18 protein-coding genes are annotated in these 19308 nt (G+C 65.5%); 8 read left to right on the top strand and 10 right to left on the bottom strand.

Annotation, left to right across the window (positions count from 1 at the left end):
• Positions 1-5: 5 nt before the first annotated feature.
• Entirely contained in the window at positions 6-905 is a 900-nt protein-coding gene (locus A9974_RS17120) for a LysR family transcriptional regulator ArgP (RefSeq protein ID WP_183005364.1), read from the top strand.
• Positions 906-924: 19 nt separating this feature from the next.
• On the top strand, positions 925-1416 hold the full coding sequence (locus A9974_RS17115; RefSeq protein ID WP_183005363.1) for a copper chaperone PCu(A)C: 492 nt from the start codon (positions 925-927) through the stop codon (positions 1414-1416).
• Positions 1417-1499: 83 nt separating this feature from the next.
• Here A9974_RS17115 and gdhA read toward each other — a convergent pair whose 3' ends face one another.
• A complete protein-coding gene (gene gdhA / locus A9974_RS17110) occupies positions 1500-2846 on the bottom strand; it encodes an NADP-specific glutamate dehydrogenase (RefSeq protein ID WP_183005362.1) in 1347 nt (448 codons plus the stop codon).
• Between the two features lie 448 nt (positions 2847-3294).
• A complete protein-coding gene (locus A9974_RS17105) occupies positions 3295-4083 on the bottom strand; it encodes an exodeoxyribonuclease III (protein ID WP_183005361.1) in 789 nt (262 codons plus the stop codon).
• Positions 4084-4217: 134 nt separating this feature from the next.
• On the opposite strand from A9974_RS17105, the gene pyrE reads away from it, so the two are divergent.
• A complete protein-coding gene (pyrE, locus tag A9974_RS17100; protein ID WP_183005360.1) occupies positions 4218-4910 on the top strand; it encodes an orotate phosphoribosyltransferase in 693 nt (230 codons plus the stop codon).
• Between the two features lie 62 nt (positions 4911-4972).
• On the opposite strand, the gene A9974_RS17095 is transcribed toward pyrE, so the two are convergent.
• The 5 genes from A9974_RS17095 to gatC form a co-directional block, all read right to left on the bottom strand.
• Entirely contained in the window at positions 4973-5440 is a 468-nt protein-coding gene (locus A9974_RS17095) for a type II toxin-antitoxin system VapC family toxin (protein WP_183005359.1), read from the bottom strand.
• Positions 5437-5682, bottom strand: coding sequence for a type II toxin-antitoxin system Phd/YefM family antitoxin (locus tag A9974_RS17090; RefSeq protein WP_183005358.1), 246 nt, complete (start codon positions 5680-5682; stop codon positions 5437-5439). Before A9974_RS17090 ends, A9974_RS17095 begins: the two co-directional genes overlap by 4 nt.
• Positions 5683-5803: 121 nt before the next feature.
• Positions 5804-7261 (bottom strand): Asp-tRNA(Asn)/Glu-tRNA(Gln) amidotransferase subunit GatB, encoded by a 1458-nt coding sequence (gene gatB / locus A9974_RS17085; RefSeq protein ID WP_183005357.1) that lies wholly within the window; start codon positions 7259-7261, stop codon positions 5804-5806.
• A gap of 2 nt (positions 7262-7263) precedes the next feature.
• Positions 7264-8886 carry an Asp-tRNA(Asn)/Glu-tRNA(Gln) amidotransferase subunit GatA gene (gatA, locus tag A9974_RS17080; protein WP_183005356.1) on the bottom strand — a complete coding sequence of 541 codons (1623 nt, stop codon included), beginning with the start codon at positions 8884-8886 and terminating at the stop codon, positions 7264-7266.
• A gap of 3 nt (positions 8887-8889) precedes the next feature.
• On the bottom strand, positions 8890-9198 hold the full coding sequence (gene gatC / locus A9974_RS17075; RefSeq protein WP_183005355.1) for an Asp-tRNA(Asn)/Glu-tRNA(Gln) amidotransferase subunit GatC: 309 nt from the start codon (positions 9196-9198) through the stop codon (positions 8890-8892).
• Between the two features lie 228 nt (positions 9199-9426).
• Between gatC and A9974_RS17070 the strand changes: the two genes are divergently transcribed.
• The 5 genes from A9974_RS17070 (at position 9427) to rodA (ending at position 15069) form a co-directional block, all read left to right on the top strand.
• Positions 9427-10470 (top strand): rod shape-determining protein, encoded by a 1044-nt coding sequence (locus tag A9974_RS17070; protein WP_006216320.1) that lies wholly within the window; start codon positions 9427-9429, stop codon positions 10468-10470.
• Positions 10471-10554: 84 nt separating this feature from the next.
• The gene (mreC, locus tag A9974_RS17065; protein WP_025136563.1) at positions 10555-11439 is read left to right on the top strand and encodes a rod shape-determining protein MreC; all 885 of its coding nucleotides are present in this window, start codon (positions 10555-10557) and stop codon (positions 11437-11439) included.
• A complete protein-coding gene (gene mreD / locus A9974_RS17060; RefSeq protein WP_183005354.1) occupies positions 11426-11992 on the top strand; it encodes a rod shape-determining protein MreD in 567 nt (188 codons plus the stop codon). Before mreC ends, mreD begins: the two co-directional genes overlap by 14 nt.
• Positions 11993-12007: 15 nt before the next feature.
• On the top strand, positions 12008-13936 hold the full coding sequence (gene mrdA, locus A9974_RS17055; protein WP_183005353.1) for a penicillin-binding protein 2: 1929 nt from the start codon (positions 12008-12010) through the stop codon (positions 13934-13936).
• Complete coding sequence (gene rodA, locus A9974_RS17050) at positions 13933-15069, top strand: rod shape-determining protein RodA (RefSeq protein ID WP_183005352.1); 1137 nt, start codon at positions 13933-13935, stop codon at positions 15067-15069. The genes mrdA and rodA overlap by 4 nt, the downstream gene beginning before the upstream one ends.
• An 811-nt stretch (positions 15070-15880) precedes the next feature.
• Here rodA and A9974_RS17045 read toward each other — a convergent pair.
• The 3 genes from A9974_RS17045 to slmA all read right to left on the bottom strand — a co-directional run bounded on the left by A9974_RS17045 (position 15881) and on the right by slmA (position 19298).
• Entirely contained in the window at positions 15881-16930 is a 1050-nt protein-coding gene (locus tag A9974_RS17045) for an Ldh family oxidoreductase (RefSeq protein ID WP_183005351.1), read from the bottom strand.
• Positions 16931-16942: 12 nt separating this feature from the next.
• Entirely contained in the window at positions 16943-18436 is a 1494-nt protein-coding gene (locus A9974_RS17040; RefSeq protein WP_183005350.1) for a DASS family sodium-coupled anion symporter, read from the bottom strand.
• A 286-nt stretch (positions 18437-18722) separates the two neighbouring features.
• Positions 18723-19298 (bottom strand): nucleoid occlusion factor SlmA, encoded by a 576-nt coding sequence (gene slmA / locus A9974_RS17035; protein WP_183005349.1) that lies wholly within the window; start codon positions 19296-19298, stop codon positions 18723-18725.
• Positions 19299-19308: the final 10 nt, after the last annotated feature.

Here is a 19308-nt window from a genome sequence, read left to right as displayed (position 1 = left end):
ATCCAATGAAGATCGATCACGGCAATCTGCGCGCCTTGGCCGCGGTAGTGCGCGAAGGCAGCTTCGACCGCGCCGCGTTGGCGCTGAGCGTGACGCCGTCGGCGGTGTCGCAGCGGATCAAGGCGCTGGAAGACCGCATGGGCCGGCTGCTGGTCCAGCGCACGGTACCGGCCGCCGCCACCGCCGACGGCCAGGTGCTGGTGCAACTGGCCGAACAGACGGCGCTGCTGGAGCACGACGCCCTGAACCGCCTGGGCGTGGCGGACGACGACGTGCCGCACGCCAGCATTCCCGTGGCGGTCAACCACGACAGCCTGGAAACCTGGTTCGTCGACGCGGCCCTGCAGTTCGCCGGCCGCACCCGCGCCACGCTGGACATGCTGTCGGAAGACCAGGATCACACCGCGGCATTGCTGCGCAACGGCTCGGTGCTGGGCGCCGTGACGACGCTGGCCGATCCGGTGCAGGGCTGCCGCATCCACGCGCTGGGCAGCATGCGTTACGTGGCGACCTGCAGCCCGGCCTTCCACAAGCGCTACTTCGCACAGGGCGTGAACGCGCAGACGCTGGCCCAGGCCCCTGTGCTGGTGTTCAACCGCAAGGACGCGCTGCAGGCCCGCTTCGCACACAAGATCTCGGATCCGGCGCCGTGGCAGCCGCCGGTCTGGTGGGTGCCTTCCACGCGTGCGTTCGTGCAGGCGACGCTGGGCGGGCTGGGGTGGACCATGAATCCGCTGCCGCTTGTGCAAGAACACCTTGATGCAGGTCATCTGGTCCTGTTGCGGGGTCGGGCGTGGGAGGATGTGCCGCTGTATTGGCAGCATTGGCGGGTAAACTCCGAGGCGATGGAAGCTTTGACCGACTCGGTTCTGTCAGCCGCCCGCAGCCTGGTCCGGCGGCGTTAACCCAATAGGAGATCACCCCATGAACATCCGCAAGTTCGCCGCCATTGCCGCCCTGGGCCTGTGCGCGGCCGGTTCGGCCTGGGCCAAGGACTACAAGGTCGGCGAAGTCGAGATCGACGACCTCTGGGTGCGCGCCTCCGCCCCGGGCCAGTCCAACGGCGCCGGCTACATGGATATCGACAACGACGCCAAGACGCCCGACCGCCTGCTGTCGATCACGTCCGCCGCGGCCGAGCGCGTCGAGCTGCACACGGTGGAAACCGCCAACGGCGTGGCCAAGATGCGCCAGGTCGAAGACGGCATTGCCCTGCCGGCCGACACCGAGGTCAAGCTCAGTCCCGGGGGCTACCACGTCATGTTCATCAAGCTAAAGGCGCCGTTCGCCGAAGGCGGCACCGTGCCGGCCACGCTCAAGTTCGAGAAGGCGGGCGAGGTGGCGGTGGTGTTCAAGGTCAAGCCGGCGTCTTACAACCCGGGCATGAGCCACGACCACGGCGCGATGAAACACTGATCCCGCGCCCATGCAAAAACGGAGCCTTGCGGCTCCGTTTTTCTTTGGCAGCGGGCTCGCGCCCGGCAAGGCGCGATGACGGCTTAATACAGGCCCTGCTGGCGCATCGCGTCGGCTACCTTGACGAAGCCGGCGATGTTGGCGCCGTCCAGGTAGTTGACGTATTCGCGCTCGCTGTGGCCGTGGCGCACGCAGTTTTCGTGGATGTCGCGCATGATGGCGTGCAGGCGCGCGTCGACTTCCTCGCGGGTCCAGGCCAGGCGGGCCGAGTTCTGGGCCATTTCCAGCCCCGATACGGCCACGCCGCCGGCGTTGGTGGCTTTGCCCGGAGCGTACAGCACGCGGGCTGCGATGAAGGCCTTGGCGGCATCCAGGGTGGCGGGCATGTTGGCGCCTTCGGCCACGCACAGCACGCCGTTCTTGATCAACGTCTGCGCATCGGCCAGTTCCAGTTCGTTCTGGGTGGCGCAGGGCAGGGCGACGTCCACCGGCACGTGCCAGGGGCGCTTGCCGGCTTCGTAGACCAGGCCGAATTGGCGGGCATAGGTGTCCAGGCGGCCGCGCAGGTCATTCTTGACGTGCATCAGCGCCACCAGCTTTTCGTGGGTGAAGCCGGCTTCGTCGACCACGGTGCCGTTCGAGTCGGACACGGTCACTACCTTGGCGCCCAGCGACATGGCCTTCTCGATGGCGTATTGCGCCACGTTGCCCGAGCCGGACACCGACACGCGCAGGCCGTCGAACGACTTGCCGACGCGCTTGAGCATTTCTTCGGCGAAGTAGACCGTGCCGTAGCCGGTGGCTTCGGGACGGATCAGGCTGCCGCCGAAGGTCAGGCCCTTGCCGGTGAATACGCTGGCGGTGGAGTTGGACAGCTTTTTCATCATGCCGGCCATGAAGCCGACTTCACGCGCGCCGACGCCGATGTCGCCGGCCGGCACGTCGGTGTCCGGGCCCAGGTGGCGGTACAACTCGATCATCAGGGCCTGGCAGAAGCGCATGACTTCGGCGTCGGACTTGCCCTTGGGGTCGAAGTCCGAGCCGCCCTTGCCGCCGCCCATGGGCAGGGTGGTCAGTGAGTTCTTCAAGGTCTGCTCGAAGGCCAGGAACTTCAGGATCGACAGGTTCACCGAGGGGTGGAAACGCATGCCGCCCTTGAACGGGCCGATGGCCGAGCTGTGCTGGATGCGGAAAGCGCGGTTGACCTGTGCCTGGCCGCGGTCGTCGGTCCAGCACACCCGGAACTGGATCACGCGTTCCGGTTCCACCAGGCGCTCGAGCAGGGCGTGCTCGGCGTAGTGGGGGTGCTTCTCGATGAAAGGCCACAGGCTCAGCATCACCTCCTGGACGGCTTGCATGAATTCCGGCTGCTGCGGATCGCGCGCGGCGACGCCACGCAGGAAGTCGTCCAGACTCTGCACTTTCAACATGATCTCCTTGGGGGGCTTCGAATAGGTGCGGACATGCGCCGTTGTGGGGCGGTTTGTGTCCGTTTTGGTGCAATTGGCACCGGCTTGGTGCGGAATTGTAGGGCTAATTTGTTGCCCCGCGCAAAGCCGGAAGATGCGCCATCACCTTGATATCAAAGCGCTTTTTTCTTATTTTAATGGGGACGCATTTGAAGCCGATAGGCTTCCGGCATACCCCGGCTTTCATAGATGAGACCTGGGGGCGTTGAATTCATAGGGGAAATTAATATGTCCCTTATTAATTCTCATTTTGACTAAGGGTGCGCAAGCGTGCCGCCATAGGGGCGGACACCGGCAATACGCCCCGGCGGGGGGATTGTCAGTCTTGTTGTCACCTTTATATGTCCCTTATTTTTATTTGAGAAAAATCAGACCAACTCGGCCAATTGAGCCGCGTTGGCCCTTGGCCTTACAGCGTCGCGTCGTAGTCGATGGTCAGCGGCGCGTGGTCCGAAAAGCGCTCGTCTTTATAGATGGCGACATTGCGCGCCCGTGCGGCGATGCCGGGCGTGGCGATCTGGTAGTCGATGCGCCACCCGACGTTCTTGGCCCAGGCCTGGCCGCGGTTGCTCCACCAGGTGTACTGGTCCGGCCGGTCGTCGATGGTGCGGAACACGTCTACGAAGCCGCGCTTGTCGAACACGTCGGTCAGCCAGGCGCGCTCTTCGGGCAGGAAACCGGAGTTCTTCAGGTTGCCCTTCCAATTTTTCAGGTCGATTTCCTTGTGCGCGATGTTCCAGTCGCCGCAGATGATGAATTCGCGGCCGGTTTTCTTGTGCTCGTGCATCAGTTGGTCGATCCACGGGCCGAAGCGGTCCAGGAAGCGGTACTTGGCTTGCTGGCGTTCATCGCCGCTGGAGCCGGACGGCAGGTAGGCGCTGATGACGGACAGGTTCTTCCAGTCGGCGCGGATGATGCGGCCTTCGGGATCGAATTCTTCGCAGTCCAGGCCGCTGACAACGCGCTCGGCCGCGTCGCGCAGATAGATGCCCACGCCGCTGTAGCCCTTTTTCACGGCATGATGAAAATGGCCCGTGTAGCCGGGCGGGTGGCGCAGGTCTTCGGTCAGGTCTTCGTCCGATACCTTGATTTCCTGCAGGCACAGCACGTCCGCAGCGTGCTTGTCCATCCAGGGTTGCAGGCCCTTGCGGAAGGCGGACCGGATGCCATTGAGGTTGATCGACGTGATGCGCAGCAAAGCGGGACTCCTGTAGAGCGGCCGAGGACGGCCGGAACAATGCCAGGAATTTAACCGACTCTGCGCCGCTGCCAGGGAAAGCCCCCGACACCGGATAAAATGCGGGGGTTTGCCATCTTTTGGACCTTCCTCGCATGTCTGCCGCCCAATCCGCCCACCGTGCCACCTCGCTCGATTTCGTCCGCTTCGCCTTGAACGAAGGCGTGCTGCGCTTCGGCAGCTTCAAGGTCAAATCGGGACGCATCAGCCCCTATTTCTTCAATGCGGGCCTGTTCAACAGCGGCGGTTCGGTCGGCAAGCTGGCCGGGTTCTATGCCCAGGCGCTGCTGGATTCGGGCGTGGCCTTCGATATGCTGTTCGGCCCGGCCTACAAGGGCATCCCGCTGGCCACGGCCACCGCCGTGGCGCTGGCCGGTCACCCGGCCATGCAAGGCCGCAGCGACGTGCCGTTTGCCTACAACCGCAAGGAAGCCAAGGACCACGGCGAAGGTGGCACGCTGGTCGGCGCGCCGCTCAAGGGCAAGGTCGTGATCATCGACGACGTGATCACGGCGGGCACCTCGGTACGTGAATCGGTGGAGATCATCCGCAACGCGGGCGCCGAGCCGGCCGCGGTGCTGATCGCCATGGATCGCATGGAACGCGCGGGCCCGGACGACGCCCTGTCAGCCCATTCGGCCGTGCAGGACGTGGCCAAGACCTACGGCATTCCGGTCGTGGCTATCGCGTCGCTGGCGGACATCATGGCGCTGCTGCAAGACGACGCCGCGTTTGCCGAGCACCGAGACGCAGTGCTGGCGTACCGGAACAAGTACGGGGTGAAGTAAGGCACTTTAGGGTGCAAGCCATGCAGGGCGGCCAAGTGCCGCCCTGCTTTCTTGTGCGGTGTTTAGCCATAGCGTGCGACGGGCTCGGCGACTCCATGGGGCTGGCCAAAGACTGCGACGCCGCTCGCCCGCGCGGCGTCGGCCAGCTTGCGATCGAATGTGGCCAGGCAGGCGCCGTTGCGCCGCGCCAGTTCGACGTAGCTTGCGTCGTAGGCGGTCAGCCCGTGTGTCCGCGCCAACTGATACGTGCGCGACATATTGGACGCCGCGGGGTCTGGATCGGCCCTGATAGGCAGCCGATCGAGGAGGAGGGCGAACGACAAGCGCTGGTGTTCGGTAATGCGCTGGCTGCGTTCGGCGCGCAGCATGCCATTGGCGACTTCCACCGGCCAGATGTGCGGCACCAGGTTGTGCGAGCCGTGAGCGACTTCCAGCAGATGCCGGGCCAGTGTGGATTCCTGCATGTCGGTGCGGCCCAGCAGCCATGCCAGCGCGACGGACGCGTCGGGTACCAGGCGAATCGGGTTCATTGCCGGCCTTCTTCGATCCAGGCACGGACAACCTCGTGCGCAACAGGCGTGCCGGGCGTAAAGCGTTTCATCGCTTCAAGCGCATCGTGGCCATCCAGCGAGGTGGTGGACGCCGCCGGCGTCAGTCGGGCGTAGGGCACGCCATCGACCGAGATGATGAAATGCTGGCCCTGGGTGACGGCCTGCAGGTGGTCGGCAAACCGGTGCAGCAGATCGCTGCTGCTGAGTTCGATGTAATTCATGACCAAATCTCCAGTCGGAATCGACCAGATCATTCTTGGCCAAACAAAAGGCCGCGACAAGATGTCGCGGCCCTAGGATTGGTCTGATCTTGCTTGCCGCCCCAGGGACGGCGCATCCGGATCAGCTGTCCAGCTTCTGCTTGAGCAGGTCGTTGACCTGCTGCGGGTTGGCCTTGCCGCGGGCGGCCTTCATGATCTGGCCCACCAGCGAATTGAATGCCTTTTGCTTGCCGGCGCGGTACTCCTCGACGATGGCCGGGTTGGCAGCCAGTACGTCGTCGATCATGGCGCCGATGGCGCCCGTGTCGCTGATCTGCTTCAGGCCGCGGGCCTCGATGATGGCGTCGGCCTGGCCGCCGTTTTCGCCAGCCCACATGGCGCCGAACACTTCGCGCGCGATCTTGTTGGAGATCGTGCCGTCGATGATGCGGTTGATCAGGGTCGCCAGGGCAGGGGCCTGCACCGGCGAGTCGGCGATGGCCTTTTCTTCCTTGTTCAGCGTGGCGGCGACTTCGCCCATGATCCAGTTGGCGGCCAGCTTGGCCTGGCCAGCCGGCAGCGCATGCGCCACGGCTTCGAAGTAGGCGGCCAGATCGCGGCTGACGGTCAGCTGGGCGGCGTCGTAGGCGGGCAGGCCGTATTCGGACTCGAAGCGGGCGCGCTGGGCGGCCGGCAGTTCGGGCATGGCGGCACGGACTTCGTCGACCCATTCGCGCGAAATGACCAGGGTGGGCAGATCGGGGTCGGGGAAGTAGCGGTAGTCGTGCGCGTCTTCCTTGCTGCGCATGCTGCGGGTTTCGTCGCGGTCGGCGTCGTACAGGCGGGTTTCCTGGACCACCGTGCCGCCATCTTCGATCAGCTCGATCTGGCGCCGGGCTTCATAGACGATGGCGCGTTCCAGGAAGCGGAACGAGTTGACGTTCTTGATCTCGGTGCGGGTGCCGAATTCTTTCTGGCCGACCGGGCGGACGGAGACGTTGGCGTCGCAGCGGAACGAGCCTTCCTGCATGTTGCCGTCGCAGATGCCCAGCCAGACGACCAGGCTGTGCAGCGCACGGGCGTAGGACACGGCCTCGGCGGCCGAGCGCATTTCCGGCTCGGTCACGATTTCCAGCAGCGGGGTGCCGGCGCGGTTCAGGTCGATGCCGCTGGCCGGCGAGCCGTTGGCCAGGGTGAAGTTGTCGTGCGAGGACTTGCCCGCGTCTTCTTCCAGGTGGGCGCGCGTCAGGTTGACGGTTTTTTCTTCCTCGCCCACGAAGAACGACAGCGAGCCGCCCACCACGACCGGCAGCTCGTACTGGCTGATCTGGTAGCCCTTGGGCAGGTCCGGGTAGAAGTAGTTCTTACGCGCGAACACCGAGCGCGGCGCGATCTCGGCGCCCACCGCCAGGCCGAAGCGAATGGCGCGTTCGGCCGCGCCACGGTTCATGACCGGCAGGCTGCCCGGCAGCGCCAGGTCGACTTCGTTGGCGTGGGTGTTGGGCGCGGCGCCGAATTGGGTGCTGCTGCCCGAAAAAATCTTGGAGTCGGTGGAAAGCTGCGTGTGCGTTTCCAGGCCGATGACGATTTCCCAGTTCATTTTTAGGCGTCCTGCTGGGCCGGCGAGGCTTTATGCCAGTCGGTGACTTGTTGGTAGCGGTCGGCGATGGCCAGGAGACGGCCTTCGTCGAAGTAGTTGCCGATGATCTGCAGGCCGACCGGGCGGCGAGCGGCGGCGCCGGAGCCAGCGCCGCCGGGCCGCCCCAAGGCGCTGGCAGCCCCCTCGGGGGGCAGCGAGCCCGGCGAGCGTGGGGGCTGTCCCCCACCGAAACCGCAGGGGATCGACATGGCGGGCAGGCCGGCAAGGCTGACGCCCAGCGTGTAGACGTCGGCCAGCCAGTCGGCGGTCGGGTCGTCGCGGTTGTCGCCGATGTTCTTGGCCACCGTCGGGGTGACCGGGCCCATGATGACGTCGCATTGGCCGGCATAGGCGCGCTGGAAGTCCTGGGCGATCATGCGGCGCAGGCGCTGGGCCTGCAGGTAGTAGGCGTCGTAGTAGCCGTGGGACAGCACGTAGGTGCCGATCAGGATGCGGCGCTTGACCTCGTCGCCGAAGCCTTCGGCGCGCGAGCGGCTGATCATGTTGTCCAGGCCGTCGTACTGCGCGGCGCGGTGGCCGTAGCGCACGCCGTCGTAGCGGGCCAGGTTGCTGGACGCTTCGGCGGGGGCGATGACGTAGTAGGCCGGGATGGCCAGCTCGGTGCGGGGCAGCGACACCGGCACGCGCACGGCGCCCAGAGCTTCGAACTGGACCAGGGCGGCTTCCACCGCGGCGGCCACGTCCGGCGCCAGGCCGGCGCCGAAATACTCGTCGGGCACGCCGATGCGCAGGCCTTTCAGGGGCTGGCTGCCGGCGGCGTCGAAACGGGCCTGCGCGGCATCGAAGTCGCGCCGCACGCGGCCCGGTTCGTTGACGGCGGCATCGCATTTTTCCAGGCTAGTGGCGTCGCGCGGGTCAAAGCCGCTGATGACGTCGAGCAGTTCGAGCAGGTCGCGGCTGCTGGGGGCCAGCGGGCCGGCCTGGTCCAGGCTGGAGCCGAAGGCGACCATGCCGTAGCGCGAGACGGTGCCGTAGGTGGGCTTGATGCCGCTGACGCCGCACAGGGCGGCCGGCTGGCGGACCGAACCGCCGGTGTCGGTGCCGGTGGCGGCGGCCACCAGGCGGGCAGCCACGGCCGCGGCCGAACCGCCCGACGAGCCGCCGGGCACGGCGGCCAGGTCCCAGGGGTTCTTCACGGCGCCGTAGGCGGAGTTCTCGTTGCCCGAGCCCATGGCGAATTCGTCGCAGTTCAGCTTGCCCAGCGACACGGCGCCGGCGGCCTGCAGGCGTTCGACCACGGTGGCGTCGAACGGGCTGACGTAGCCGTCCAGCATCTTGCTGCCGGCGGTGGTGCGCCAGCCGCGGGTGACGAAGGCGTCTTTGTGGGCGATCGGCACGCCGGCCAGCGGACCGGCGGTGCCGGCCGCCAGCGCGGCGTCGGCGGCGCGGGCCTGGGCCAGCGACAATTCGGCGTCAATATGTAAAAAGGCGTTCAGGCCGCTGGCCGCGTCGGCGGCCGCCAGCGCGCTTTGCGCCAGCTCGACGGCGCTGACCTGGCGTTGGGCGAGGGCCGCGCGCAGGGCGGCGATCCCCTCGAATTGGGTATGCAGGGCGGGTTTGGTCATGGCTTAATCAAGAACCTTGGGTACCAGGAAGAGGCCGTCCTGGGCGTCGGGGGCGTTGGCCAGCAGGTCTGCGCGGCGGGCCTCCGAGGCGGCTTCGGTCACGGCGTCCTGGCGCAGGCGCAGCACGATGTCTTCGTGGGCGGACAGCGGGTGGGCCAGGGGTTCGACGCCTTGGGTATCAACGGCTTGCAGCCGTTCGATCAGGTGGAGGATGCCGTTGAGCTCGGCCTGCGCGTGGCTGCGCTGGTCCGGGGTCAGTTCGATTCTGGCCAGCTTGGCAATGCGGGCCACATCTGTGTCATTGAGCGCCATGGGGATTGCAAATATCGAGAAGCGAAGGCCGAGGGGCGGGACTGGGCAGTATGCACATGCCAATACCGTTACAAAGCTTGAATAGCCTGCATTTATGCGCTATTTCCGGGGAAATTATAAGTTATGATTCACGGTTTAATCGCCGTGATGACAGGCGGACCCGACCTTTCTCGGGTCGTACGCCCCGCGGCATGACCCCAATTCCCCCCAGAATTTAGCTGAGCTCCCATGTTCGGATTCCTGCGCAGTTATTTTTCCAGCGATATGGCGATCGACCTCGGTACCGCCAATACGCTGATTTACGTCCGCGGCAAGGGCATCGTCCTCGACGAGCCCTCCGTGGTCGCAATCCGTCATGAAGGCGGGCCTCACGGCAAAAAGATCATCCAGGCCGTCGGCCACGAAGCCAAGCAGATGCTTGGTCGAGTGCCCGGCAACATCGAGGCCATTCGGCCCATGAAGGATGGCGTCATCGCCGACTTCACGGTCACCGAGCAGATGCTCAAGCAGTTCATTCGCATGGTGCACCCCCGCAACATGCTGGCGCCCAGCCCGCGCATCATCGTGTGCGTGCCTTGCGGCTCCACCCAAGTTGAACGCCGGGCCATCCGAGAATCGGCCTTGGGCGCGGGCGCGTCCCACGTCTTCCTGATCGAAGAACCCATGGCCGCGGCCATCGGCGCCGGCCTGGCCGTCTCCGACGCCAGCGGCTCCATGGTCGTCGACATCGGCGGCGGCACCACCGAGGTGGCGGTCATCTCGCTGGGCGGCATGGTCTACAAGGGTTCCGTGCGTGTCGGCGGCGACAAGTTCGACGAAGCCATCGTCAACTATATCCGCCGCAACTACGGCATGCTGATCGGCGAGCCCACCGCCGAACTCATCAAGAAGGAAATCGGCTCGGCGTTCCCGGGTTCCGAAGTCCGCGAGATCGAGGTCAAGGGCCGCAACCTGGCCGAAGGCGTGCCGCGCAGCTTCACGGTCTCGTCCAACGAGATTCTTGAATCCCTGACCGATCCGCTCAACCAGATCGTCTCCGCCGTCAAGATCGCCCTTGAGCAAACCCCGCCCGAACTCGGCGCCGACATCACCGACAAGGGTATCGCCCTGACCGGCGGCGGCGCCCTGTTGCGCGACCTGGACCGCCTGCTGCAAGAAGAAACCGGCCTGCCGGTGGTGGTCGCCGACGATCCCCTGACCTGCGTCGTACGCGGTTGCGGCGAGGCGCTGGAACACCTTGAGAAACTGGGCGCGATCTTCATCAACGACTAATCCTGCCCGTCAGCCCGGAGCCCCGCTTTTTCACGGCTCCGGCCGCTGCGGGGGCGGCGGGCGCGGGCGCCCGGGCTGAGATTCATGCAACGACAAGGGACTCCTCCCCTATTCAGGCGCGGCCCACCGGCGGAGGTGCGGCTGGTTGTTCTGGTCGCCCTGGCGTTGGCCTTGATCATCATGGATTCGCAATGGCGCATGCTGGAACCGGCGCGTCGCGCGGTATCCGTGGCGCTGTACCCCTTCCAGCGCGCCGTCATGGCGCCGCGCGATCTGGTCCAGCAAGTCAACGAATGGGTCAACGCGGCCAACCTCATCCGCAGCGAAAACGAAGCCCTGCAACGCCAGCGCATCGAACTGGCCCAGGTGGCCACGCACGCGGCGCAGCTGGCTGCCGAAAACGCCCAATTGCGCCGCCTGCTCGGCGTGACCGACACCGTGGCCCAGTCGGCCGTGGTGGTGGAAGTGCTGTACGAACCCACCAACGCCTTCAACCAGCGGCTGGTCTTCAATAAAGGCAGCAAGGCCGGCCTGGCGCCGGGCATGCCCGTCATCGACGAAGGCGGCGTGGTCGGCCAGATCGTGCGTGTCACGCCCATGACCGCCGAGGCCGCCTTGGTCACCGACGAACAGGTTTCCATTCCCGTGCAGCTGCTGCGCAACGGCCTGCGGCTGATTGCGTTCGGCGGGAACTCGCCGGGCAAGATGGAGGTCCGTTACCTGGCGGCCAATGCCGACATCAAGGAAGGCGATACTATCGTCACCAGTGGCGTCGGCGGCCTGTTTCCCGCCGGCCTGCCGGTGGCCAAGGTAACCTCGGTCGAACGCGACACCGCTTCCGGCTTCGCGCGCGCCGTCTGCGAACCGCTGGCCCACCCTGAACGTTATCGACACTTCCTGGTCCTGCAGGTGGATGTGGAACGTGCCGAGTCCAACCGTCAGGAGGTCGATTCCGGTGGATCGGACTAATCAATCATCAGGGCAACCCCGGCGCCGCCTGGGTACGCCCAGCAATGTGCACCCCGAACGCCTGTCCGGCCCGGCGCACGGCGTGTTCGTCTGGGGCACCATCCTGCTGGTCTGGCTGGTGTCGCTGCTGCCATGGCGGCTGTGGCAGGGCGCGCCCGATGTCCTGATCCTGATCATCGCTTTCTGGTGCGTGCACGAACCGCGCCGCGTCGGCCTGTTCACCGCGTTCTGCTTCGGCCTGCTGATGGACGTGCACGACGCCGGCCTGCTCGGCGAACATGCGCTGTCCTACACCCTGGTTGCCTATGGGGCCGTGGTGCTGCATCGCCGCCTGCAACGCTTCGATCTCTGGAGCCAGGCCATGCACATGCTGCCTGTGTTCCTGATTGCGCGTTTCGTCACGCAGATCATCCACGCCTGGCTGGCCGGCAAATGGCCGGGCTGGGACTGGGGCGTCAGCGTCGCCATCACCGCCGCCCTGTGGCCGCTGGCGGGCTGGGTCCTGCACTTGCCGCAGCGCGGTGCCGACGACGCCGAGTCTTCCTCCGCCTGACGGCGGCGCCGCGTCATGTTCGAATTCAAGAAAACCGGCCAGCAGCAAAAGCAGCGCTTCCGCCTGCGCGCCTGGGTGGGCGGCGTGTTTGCGCTGGCCTGCTTCGGCGTGCTGGTGGGCCGGTTCTGGTACCTGCAGGTGGATCGCTACGAAGGCCTGTCCGAACGCGCCGACCGCAACCGCATCGCGGTCGTGCCGATCCCACCGCGCCGCGGCGAGATCCTGGACCGCAACGGCGAAGTCCTGGCCCGCAACTATCGCACCTACACGCTTGAAGTCGTGCCGGCCCATGCCGGCAACATGAACGCGCTGTTCGAACGCCTGACCCAGGTCGTCTACATCAGCCCGGCCGACCAGCGCCGCTTCAAGCGCCGCGCGGCCGAATCCAGCCGCTACGCCAGCCTGCAGCTGCGCAACAACCTGAACGAAACCGAGGCCGCCTGGTTCGCGGCCCACGCCTTCCAGTTCCCGGGCGTGGAGTTGCGTGCCCGCTGGGTCCGCGAATACCCGCAAGGCCAGTCCGCCGCCCATGTGGTGGGCTACATCGGGCGTATCGCCGAAGGCGACAACGAAGAACTTGAACGCGCCGGCTTGTTGGGCAACTACCGCGGCACCGACGTCATCGGCAAGAAGGGCATCGAGAAAACCTGGGAAGAAGCCCTGCATGGCCGCACCGGGCTCGAAGAGGTCGAAGTCACCGCCGGCGGACGCCCCATGCGCACGCTGCGCCGCATCGACCCCGTGCCCGGCTCGGACATCATGCTGTCCATCGACCTGGGCCTGCAGAAGGTCGCTGAAGAAGCCTTCGAAGGCCAGCGCGGCGCGCTGGTCGCGATCGACCCGGACACCGGCGAGGTGCTGGCCTTCGTGTCGCAACCCTCGTTCGACCCGAACCTGTTCGTGGACGGCATCGACGTGGACAACTGGCGCATGCTGAACGAATCGCCCGACCATCCGCTGATCAACCGGCCGCTGTACGGTACCTATCCCATCGGCTCCACCTACAAGCCGTTCGTGGGCCTGGCCGCGCTGGAACTGGGCAAGCGCCGCGCCACCGACCGGATCTCCGATCCCGGCTACTACGAGTTCGGCGGCCAGAAGTTTCGCAACGCTGGCGGCGCCGCCTACGGCATGACCGACATGCACAAGGCGATCGTGGTGTCGTCGGATACCTATTTCTATTCGCTCGGCCCCGAGATCGGCGTGAACGCGCTGCACGACTTCACCAAGCAGTTCGGCTTCGGCCAGATCACCGGCATCGACCTCGAAGGCGAAAAGCGCGGCGTGCTGCCGTCCACCGACTGGAAGCGTTCCGCCTATAAGGAAAAGGACCGCCAGCGCTGGTACGCTGGTGAGACCATTTCGGTGGCGGTGGGCCAGGGCTACAACGCGTTCACGCTGCTGCAACTGGCGCAGGGGACGTCCACCCTGGCCAACAACGGTCTGTACCGCCGTCCGCACCTGGTGCACGCGGTCCGCGACCCGCGCACTGGCGTAGCCAAACCCACCGAGTCCGCGCCCGATTACCGCATTCCGCTCAAGCAGGCCAACGTCGACGTCATCAAGAACGCGATGGCCGACGTGGTCCGCGCCGGCACGGCCCGCCGCGCGTTCGCCAACGCCCCTTACCAGGCCGCCGGCAAGACTGGCACGGCCCAGGTGTTCAGCCTGCGCGGCGGCCATTACCGCGCCAGCGCCATTGACGAACGCCTGCGCGACCACGCGTTGTTCATGGGCTTCGCGCCGCTCGAACATCCGCGCATCGCCGTCTCGCTGATCGTCGAGAATGCCGGCTGGGGTGCCAGCGTGGCCGCCCCGGTGGCACGCAAGGTGTTCGACTACTGGCTGGCCAAGGATCGGCAGGACAAGATCGTGCGGCCAGACCGCAACCCGCCGCTGGCCACGGTTGAAACCATTACTTCCGACGTGGTGCGCCGGCAATGAAGCGTCTCGGCCTGATCCTGTTGCGCGTCTTCACGGCTTTCGATTGGCCGCTGTTGGCCATCCTGATGATGTTCGCCGCGCTTGGCCTGACCGTCATGCATTCGGCGGTGGGTGGCACGGACTGGCGCTTCGCCGAGCAATCGCGCAATTTCATCATCGCGTTCTTCGCCATGTGGGTCATGGCCCTGATCCCGCCCAAATGGCTGATGAAACTGGCGCTGCCGTTCTATGTCACGGGCGTGGTGCTGCTGCTGGGCGTCGAGTTTTTCGGTGAAACCAGCAAGGGTGCGACCCGCTGGCTGAACCTGGGCGTCACCCGCATCCAGCCGTCTGAAATGATGAAGATCGGCGTGCCCATGATGCTGGCCTGGTACTTCCAGCGCCACGAGGGCGCCGTGCGCATCCGCGACTTCCTGGCCGCCGCTGCCATGCTGGCCGCGCCGTTCGGCCTGATCGTGCTGCAACCCGACCTGGGCACCGCGCTGCTGGTGTTCGGCGCCGGCTTTTTCGTCATCTATTTCGCCGGCCTGTCGTTCAAGCTGCTGGTCCCGGTCATGCTGGCCGGCATCATTGGCATCGGCACGCTGGTCTACTACGAAGACCAGCTCTGCGAACCCGACGTCAACTGGGTGGTGCTGCACGACTACCAGAAGCACCGCGTCTGCACGCTGCTCAACCCCAGCTCCGACCCTCTGGGCAAGGGCTTCCACACGATCCAATCGATGATCGCGGTGGGCTCGGGCGGCGTCTACGGCAAGGGCTACATGAAGGGCACCCAGACGCACCTGGACTTCATCCCCGAACGCACGACCGACTTCATCTTCGCCGTCTACGCCGAGGAATTCGGCCTGTACGGCGGCATCGCGATCCTGGTCCTGTACGGCCTGATGATGGCCCGCGGCCTGACGATCGCTTCCCGCGCCTCCTCCCAATTCGGCCGATTGCTATCCGGCGCGCTGACGATGATGCTGTTCATCTACGTCTTCGTGAACGTCGGCATGGTGACAGGCATCCTGCCGGTGGTCGGCGTCCCGCTTCCCTTCATGAGCTACGGCGGCACAGCCCTGTTCACCATGGGCATCGCATTCGGGATCATGATGAGTATCAGTCGGCATAGGTCGGTTAAGACTTAAGGACTTTGGGTTCTTTTGTCGTTTTGATCTTCGTAGGCCGCCGAGGGCGAGGGGCTTCGTGGTGGCGGGCGCCCACGATTGCGGTCCGGAGCCTTCGCTCCGGACTGCCCCCTCGTCATCTTCGTCCAGGCCTTCGGCCTTCCCTTCAGATTCCCTCGGGCGCATCGAGGTTGCCCGCCACCACGAAGCCCCTCGCCCTCGGCTACGAGTGTGCAGAAATGGCATGCCGCTAGAGCGGGGTGGGGCGGTGGGGTTTGCGTCGCTCGCCCCAGGCCGGCCGCGCGGGCGGCCTTTTGGGGCTTTCGCACTGTGGGACGTCGTGAAGTTTGCGCTGCGCGCTTGCGGAGGGACTGTACTTTCAGCGTTACCGACGGGGCACGACCCACATCAGCAAATCACAGAGATACCACCATCGGCGCGCAGCGTCATTGGAGGCCGCAAGACACCGTGTAAGCCCCAAAAGGCCGCCCGCGCGGCCGGCCTGGGGCGAGCCCCGCAAGATCTCTCTCTTCCCCCCGCCGCTGGCAAAAACGCCAAGCACACCACCCGTCCCAGCACCCGGCAGGATTCAAATCCTGTGAGCCTGTTGCGTTGGTGGGCGGTGAGGGCGGGGCGTGTAGATGCGCCCGACGGAATCCGTAGGGAGCCGAAGGCGGACGAGGATGAGGAAGGGGGGGCCGCCGAGGCGAGTCCGGAGCGAAGGCTCCGGACCGCAATCGTAGCCCCGCCCTCACCGCCCACCAACGCAACAGGCGGCTCAAGAACCCCTGAGCCGCCTGTACACAACAACCATAAAACCAAAACCAAAACCCTACGGCAACGCATCCCCCACACCCAGATCCGACGCCAGCGTCTTCAACCCGTCCCAGATGCGGGAGTCGAATTCCAGGGAGTCTGCGTTCAGCGCACGGTTGCGTGCTTCGTATTCGCCTGGATATTGGACGCCGTCCACGCCTGGTTGCGGCGGGCAGGCGTGCAGGTAGTCGATGAACGCGCCCACTTCCATCGAGCGCCAGTCCGTATTGAAATCCACCTGCGGGTCCAGCAGCAGCGCGAACATATTGTTCGTCGCCACGCCATTGCGCGGATGTTCCGGCTGGATCGTGCCGCCGCCCGACAGCACGCCGGCCAGCAGTTCGGCCACCAACCCCATTGCATAACCCTTGTGGCCGCCGAACGGCAGCAGCGCGCCCGGCGGGTCCGTGAACAGCGCGCCCGGGTCCGTGGTCGGATTGCCCTGCGCGTCGATCAGCGAGCCCGGCGGTGCCTGCTCACCTTTGGCGGCGAGCACCCGCGCCTTGTTCACCGCGATCGAGCTTGTTGCCATATCGACGATGAACGGCGGGCGGCCGCCCGGCAGCGGGCCGGCGAAGCACAGCGGGTTGGTCGTCAGGCAAGCGCGTGCGCCGCCGAACGGGGCTACCGTTGGCGCGCGGTTGATCACATTGGTGAATGCCAGCAGGATCAGGCCCTTGGCCGCCACCATTTCGCCGTAATGACCCATGCGCCCCAGATGGTGGCTGTGGCGTAGCGTCAGAATGCACTGGCCGTGTTCCTGCGTGCGCTCGATGGCCTTCTCGATCACTACCTTGCCCACATACTGGCCCAGTCCATGGTGGCCGTCGTACGCCAGCATGGCGCCGCGGTCATTGAGCAATTCCGGGCGGCCGTCGGCTTGCGCCAGGCCTTCGCTCAGCACGCGCCGGTAGTTCGTCAGGATCGACAGGCCATGGCTGGTGTAGCCGACCCGGTCGGACTCCACCAGATGCTCGGCCACGGCGAGTGCGATATCGTCGGGCACGCCTTGCGCCACCAGCGCGCGGCGTCCGAATTCAGTGGCTTGGGCGATAGAAATTTTCATGATGCGGCCTCCTTACAGCCAGCCCAGCCAGCGCCAGTACGTCATGCCCATCACGATCATCAGCGCATAGCCGATGATGGTGACCAGGATGCCGACCTTGGCGAACTGCTTGGCATTGAAGGTTTCGGTGCCCAGGCACACCATGTTCTGCGGCGCATTGATCGGCAGGATGAAGCCGTAGCTCACCACGAAGCCCAGCAGCATGGTCATGCCCAGGCGGCTGAAGTCGCCCGGCAGCGTGGCCAGCACCGAGATCAGGATTGGCAGCATCGCCGACGTCAGCGCGGTGGCGCTGGCGAAACCCAGGTGGATGATGATCAGGAACGCGGCCAGGATCGCGAAGATCGCCAGCGGCCCCAGGTGGTCCAGGCCCGTGTGCTGCACGACCTGGTTGCCCAGCCATTGGCCGGCCTGCGTGGTCAGCAACGCGGTGCCCAGGCTGATGCCCACGCCGAACACGATCACCGTGCCCCATGGAATGCGCGATTGCACGTCTTTCCAGGTCATCACGCCAAAGCGCGGCAGCATCAGCAGCACCAGGCCGAAGTAGGTGGTCGAGGTTGTATCGAAACTGTGCAGCTTGCCTTCGGTGGACCAGAACAGCAGCAGCATCACCGACACCGCCATCAAGCGCTTTTGCGCGCCCGTCATGGGGCCCAGTTCAAGCAGCGATTTTTCGACCGCTTCCTTGCCTCCCGCGATGCTGTCGCTTTCCGGCGGCAGCAGCTTGAGCACGATGATGATCAGCACGGCCGACATGATCAGCGACCAGGGGGCGCCAGCGATCAGCCAGTCCGACCAGGCCACGCGCTGGCCCAGCATCTTTTCCATGAAGCCGACCGTCAGCAGGTTCTGCGCCGCGGCGGTCTGGATGCCGACGTTCCAGATGCTGGTGGCCTGCGCCACGATGATCATGATGCCGGCGGCGATGTTCGAGCGCTTGTCCACGCCGAAGGCCGCGATGACGCCCATCATGATGGGCACCACGGCCGCGCTGCGGGCGGTGGCGCTGGGCACCACCAGGCTCAGCACGATCGTCACCGCGATACATCCGATCAGGATGCGGCGGGTGCTGGTGCCGACCTTGGACAGGGTCACCAGCGCGATGCGCCGGTCCAGCCCGGTGAATGTCATGGCCGCCGCGATGAACAGCGCGCCCGTCACCAGGGCCAGCGCCGAGTTGGCGAAGCCGGTCAGCGCCATGCTGATGGCGGCCGAGGTGCCGTACAGCACCCCCGGGTCCTTGATTGTCGGAGCCGTGCCCAGCAGGAAGGCCATCAGCGTCGTGATCATGATCGCGCTGGCTTCGTAGGACACGGCTTCGGTAATCCAGACCACCACCGCGAACGCGAGAATGGCGAGCATCCGGTGGCCGGCGACCGGCAGATCGGCCGGCAATGGCAACATCAGCACGCCGATCATTACGATGAAGCCGGCGATGAGTCCGATGGGAATTTTTGCTTTCTTTGGGGCTTGCGAGGCAGGGACAGCGGCTGGCGCAGTCATATCCATCTCCGGTTGAGGTCAAACTGACGGCACATCGCAACCAGGCCCGGGGCATGATCAAAGCGAAGTGCCGACGCTACAGAATGATCGTGACGGCATTGAGGAAAACCCGTATTGATATGGGTCAAGCCAGTGGAGATTGGCGCTTGTAAAAAACCCATCCCGGGCATTATGCTCGTCGCCCCATATCGGTCGCAACTTTAGATTGTTGCGTAGACGCAAACAAATAGCCCATGACCGAGCGGTCATAAGCGGCTAATTCGTACGTGTTATGGCGCGAATGCGGTCAGCCCAAGGCCAGGCGCAGTTGCTCGTCCAGGTGCAGCGTGGGCGCCACGCGCCAGCCGCTCTGGGCATAGCGCAGCCAGCGGCCCAGCACCAGATGCGTCAGCAGGCTGGCATGGGCGGCCACGTTGGCTTCGGGGGGCAGGCCGCCGTCGGTGACGGCGATGCGCAGCGATTGTTTCAGCGACGCTTCGATGCGGTCGTTGATGTGGTTGATGCGTTCCTGCAGGCGGTTGTCTTCGGTGACCAATGCATCGCCGGTCAGAACCCGGGTCATGCCTTTGTTGCGTTCCGAGAAGGTCAGCAGCATCGACACGGTCTTGTGGGCTTGCGACAGGCCGTAGGGTTCCGCCAGGGCGATCTGGTTCACCAGCGTGAAGATGCTGGTCTCGATGAATTCGATCAGGCCCTCGAACATCTGCGCCTTGCTGGCGAAATGCCGGTACAGCGCGGCTTCCGAGACGGCCAGGCGAGCCGCCAGCGCGGCGGTGGTGATGCGCGCGGCGTGCGGTTGCTCCAGCATCTCGGCCAGGGTCTGCAGGATCTGGGTCTTGCGCTCGCCGGGTTTGCTCGCCATGGACGGGTCT

Origin of the sequence: Achromobacter sp. UMC71 (assembly GCF_014170305.1) — a bacterium.
Classification (GTDB): Bacteria; Pseudomonadota; Gammaproteobacteria; order Burkholderiales; family Burkholderiaceae_B; genus Achromobacter.
The sequence above is the reverse complement of the archived record's forward strand: the minus strand, read 5'-3'. Positions and strand labels throughout refer to the sequence as shown.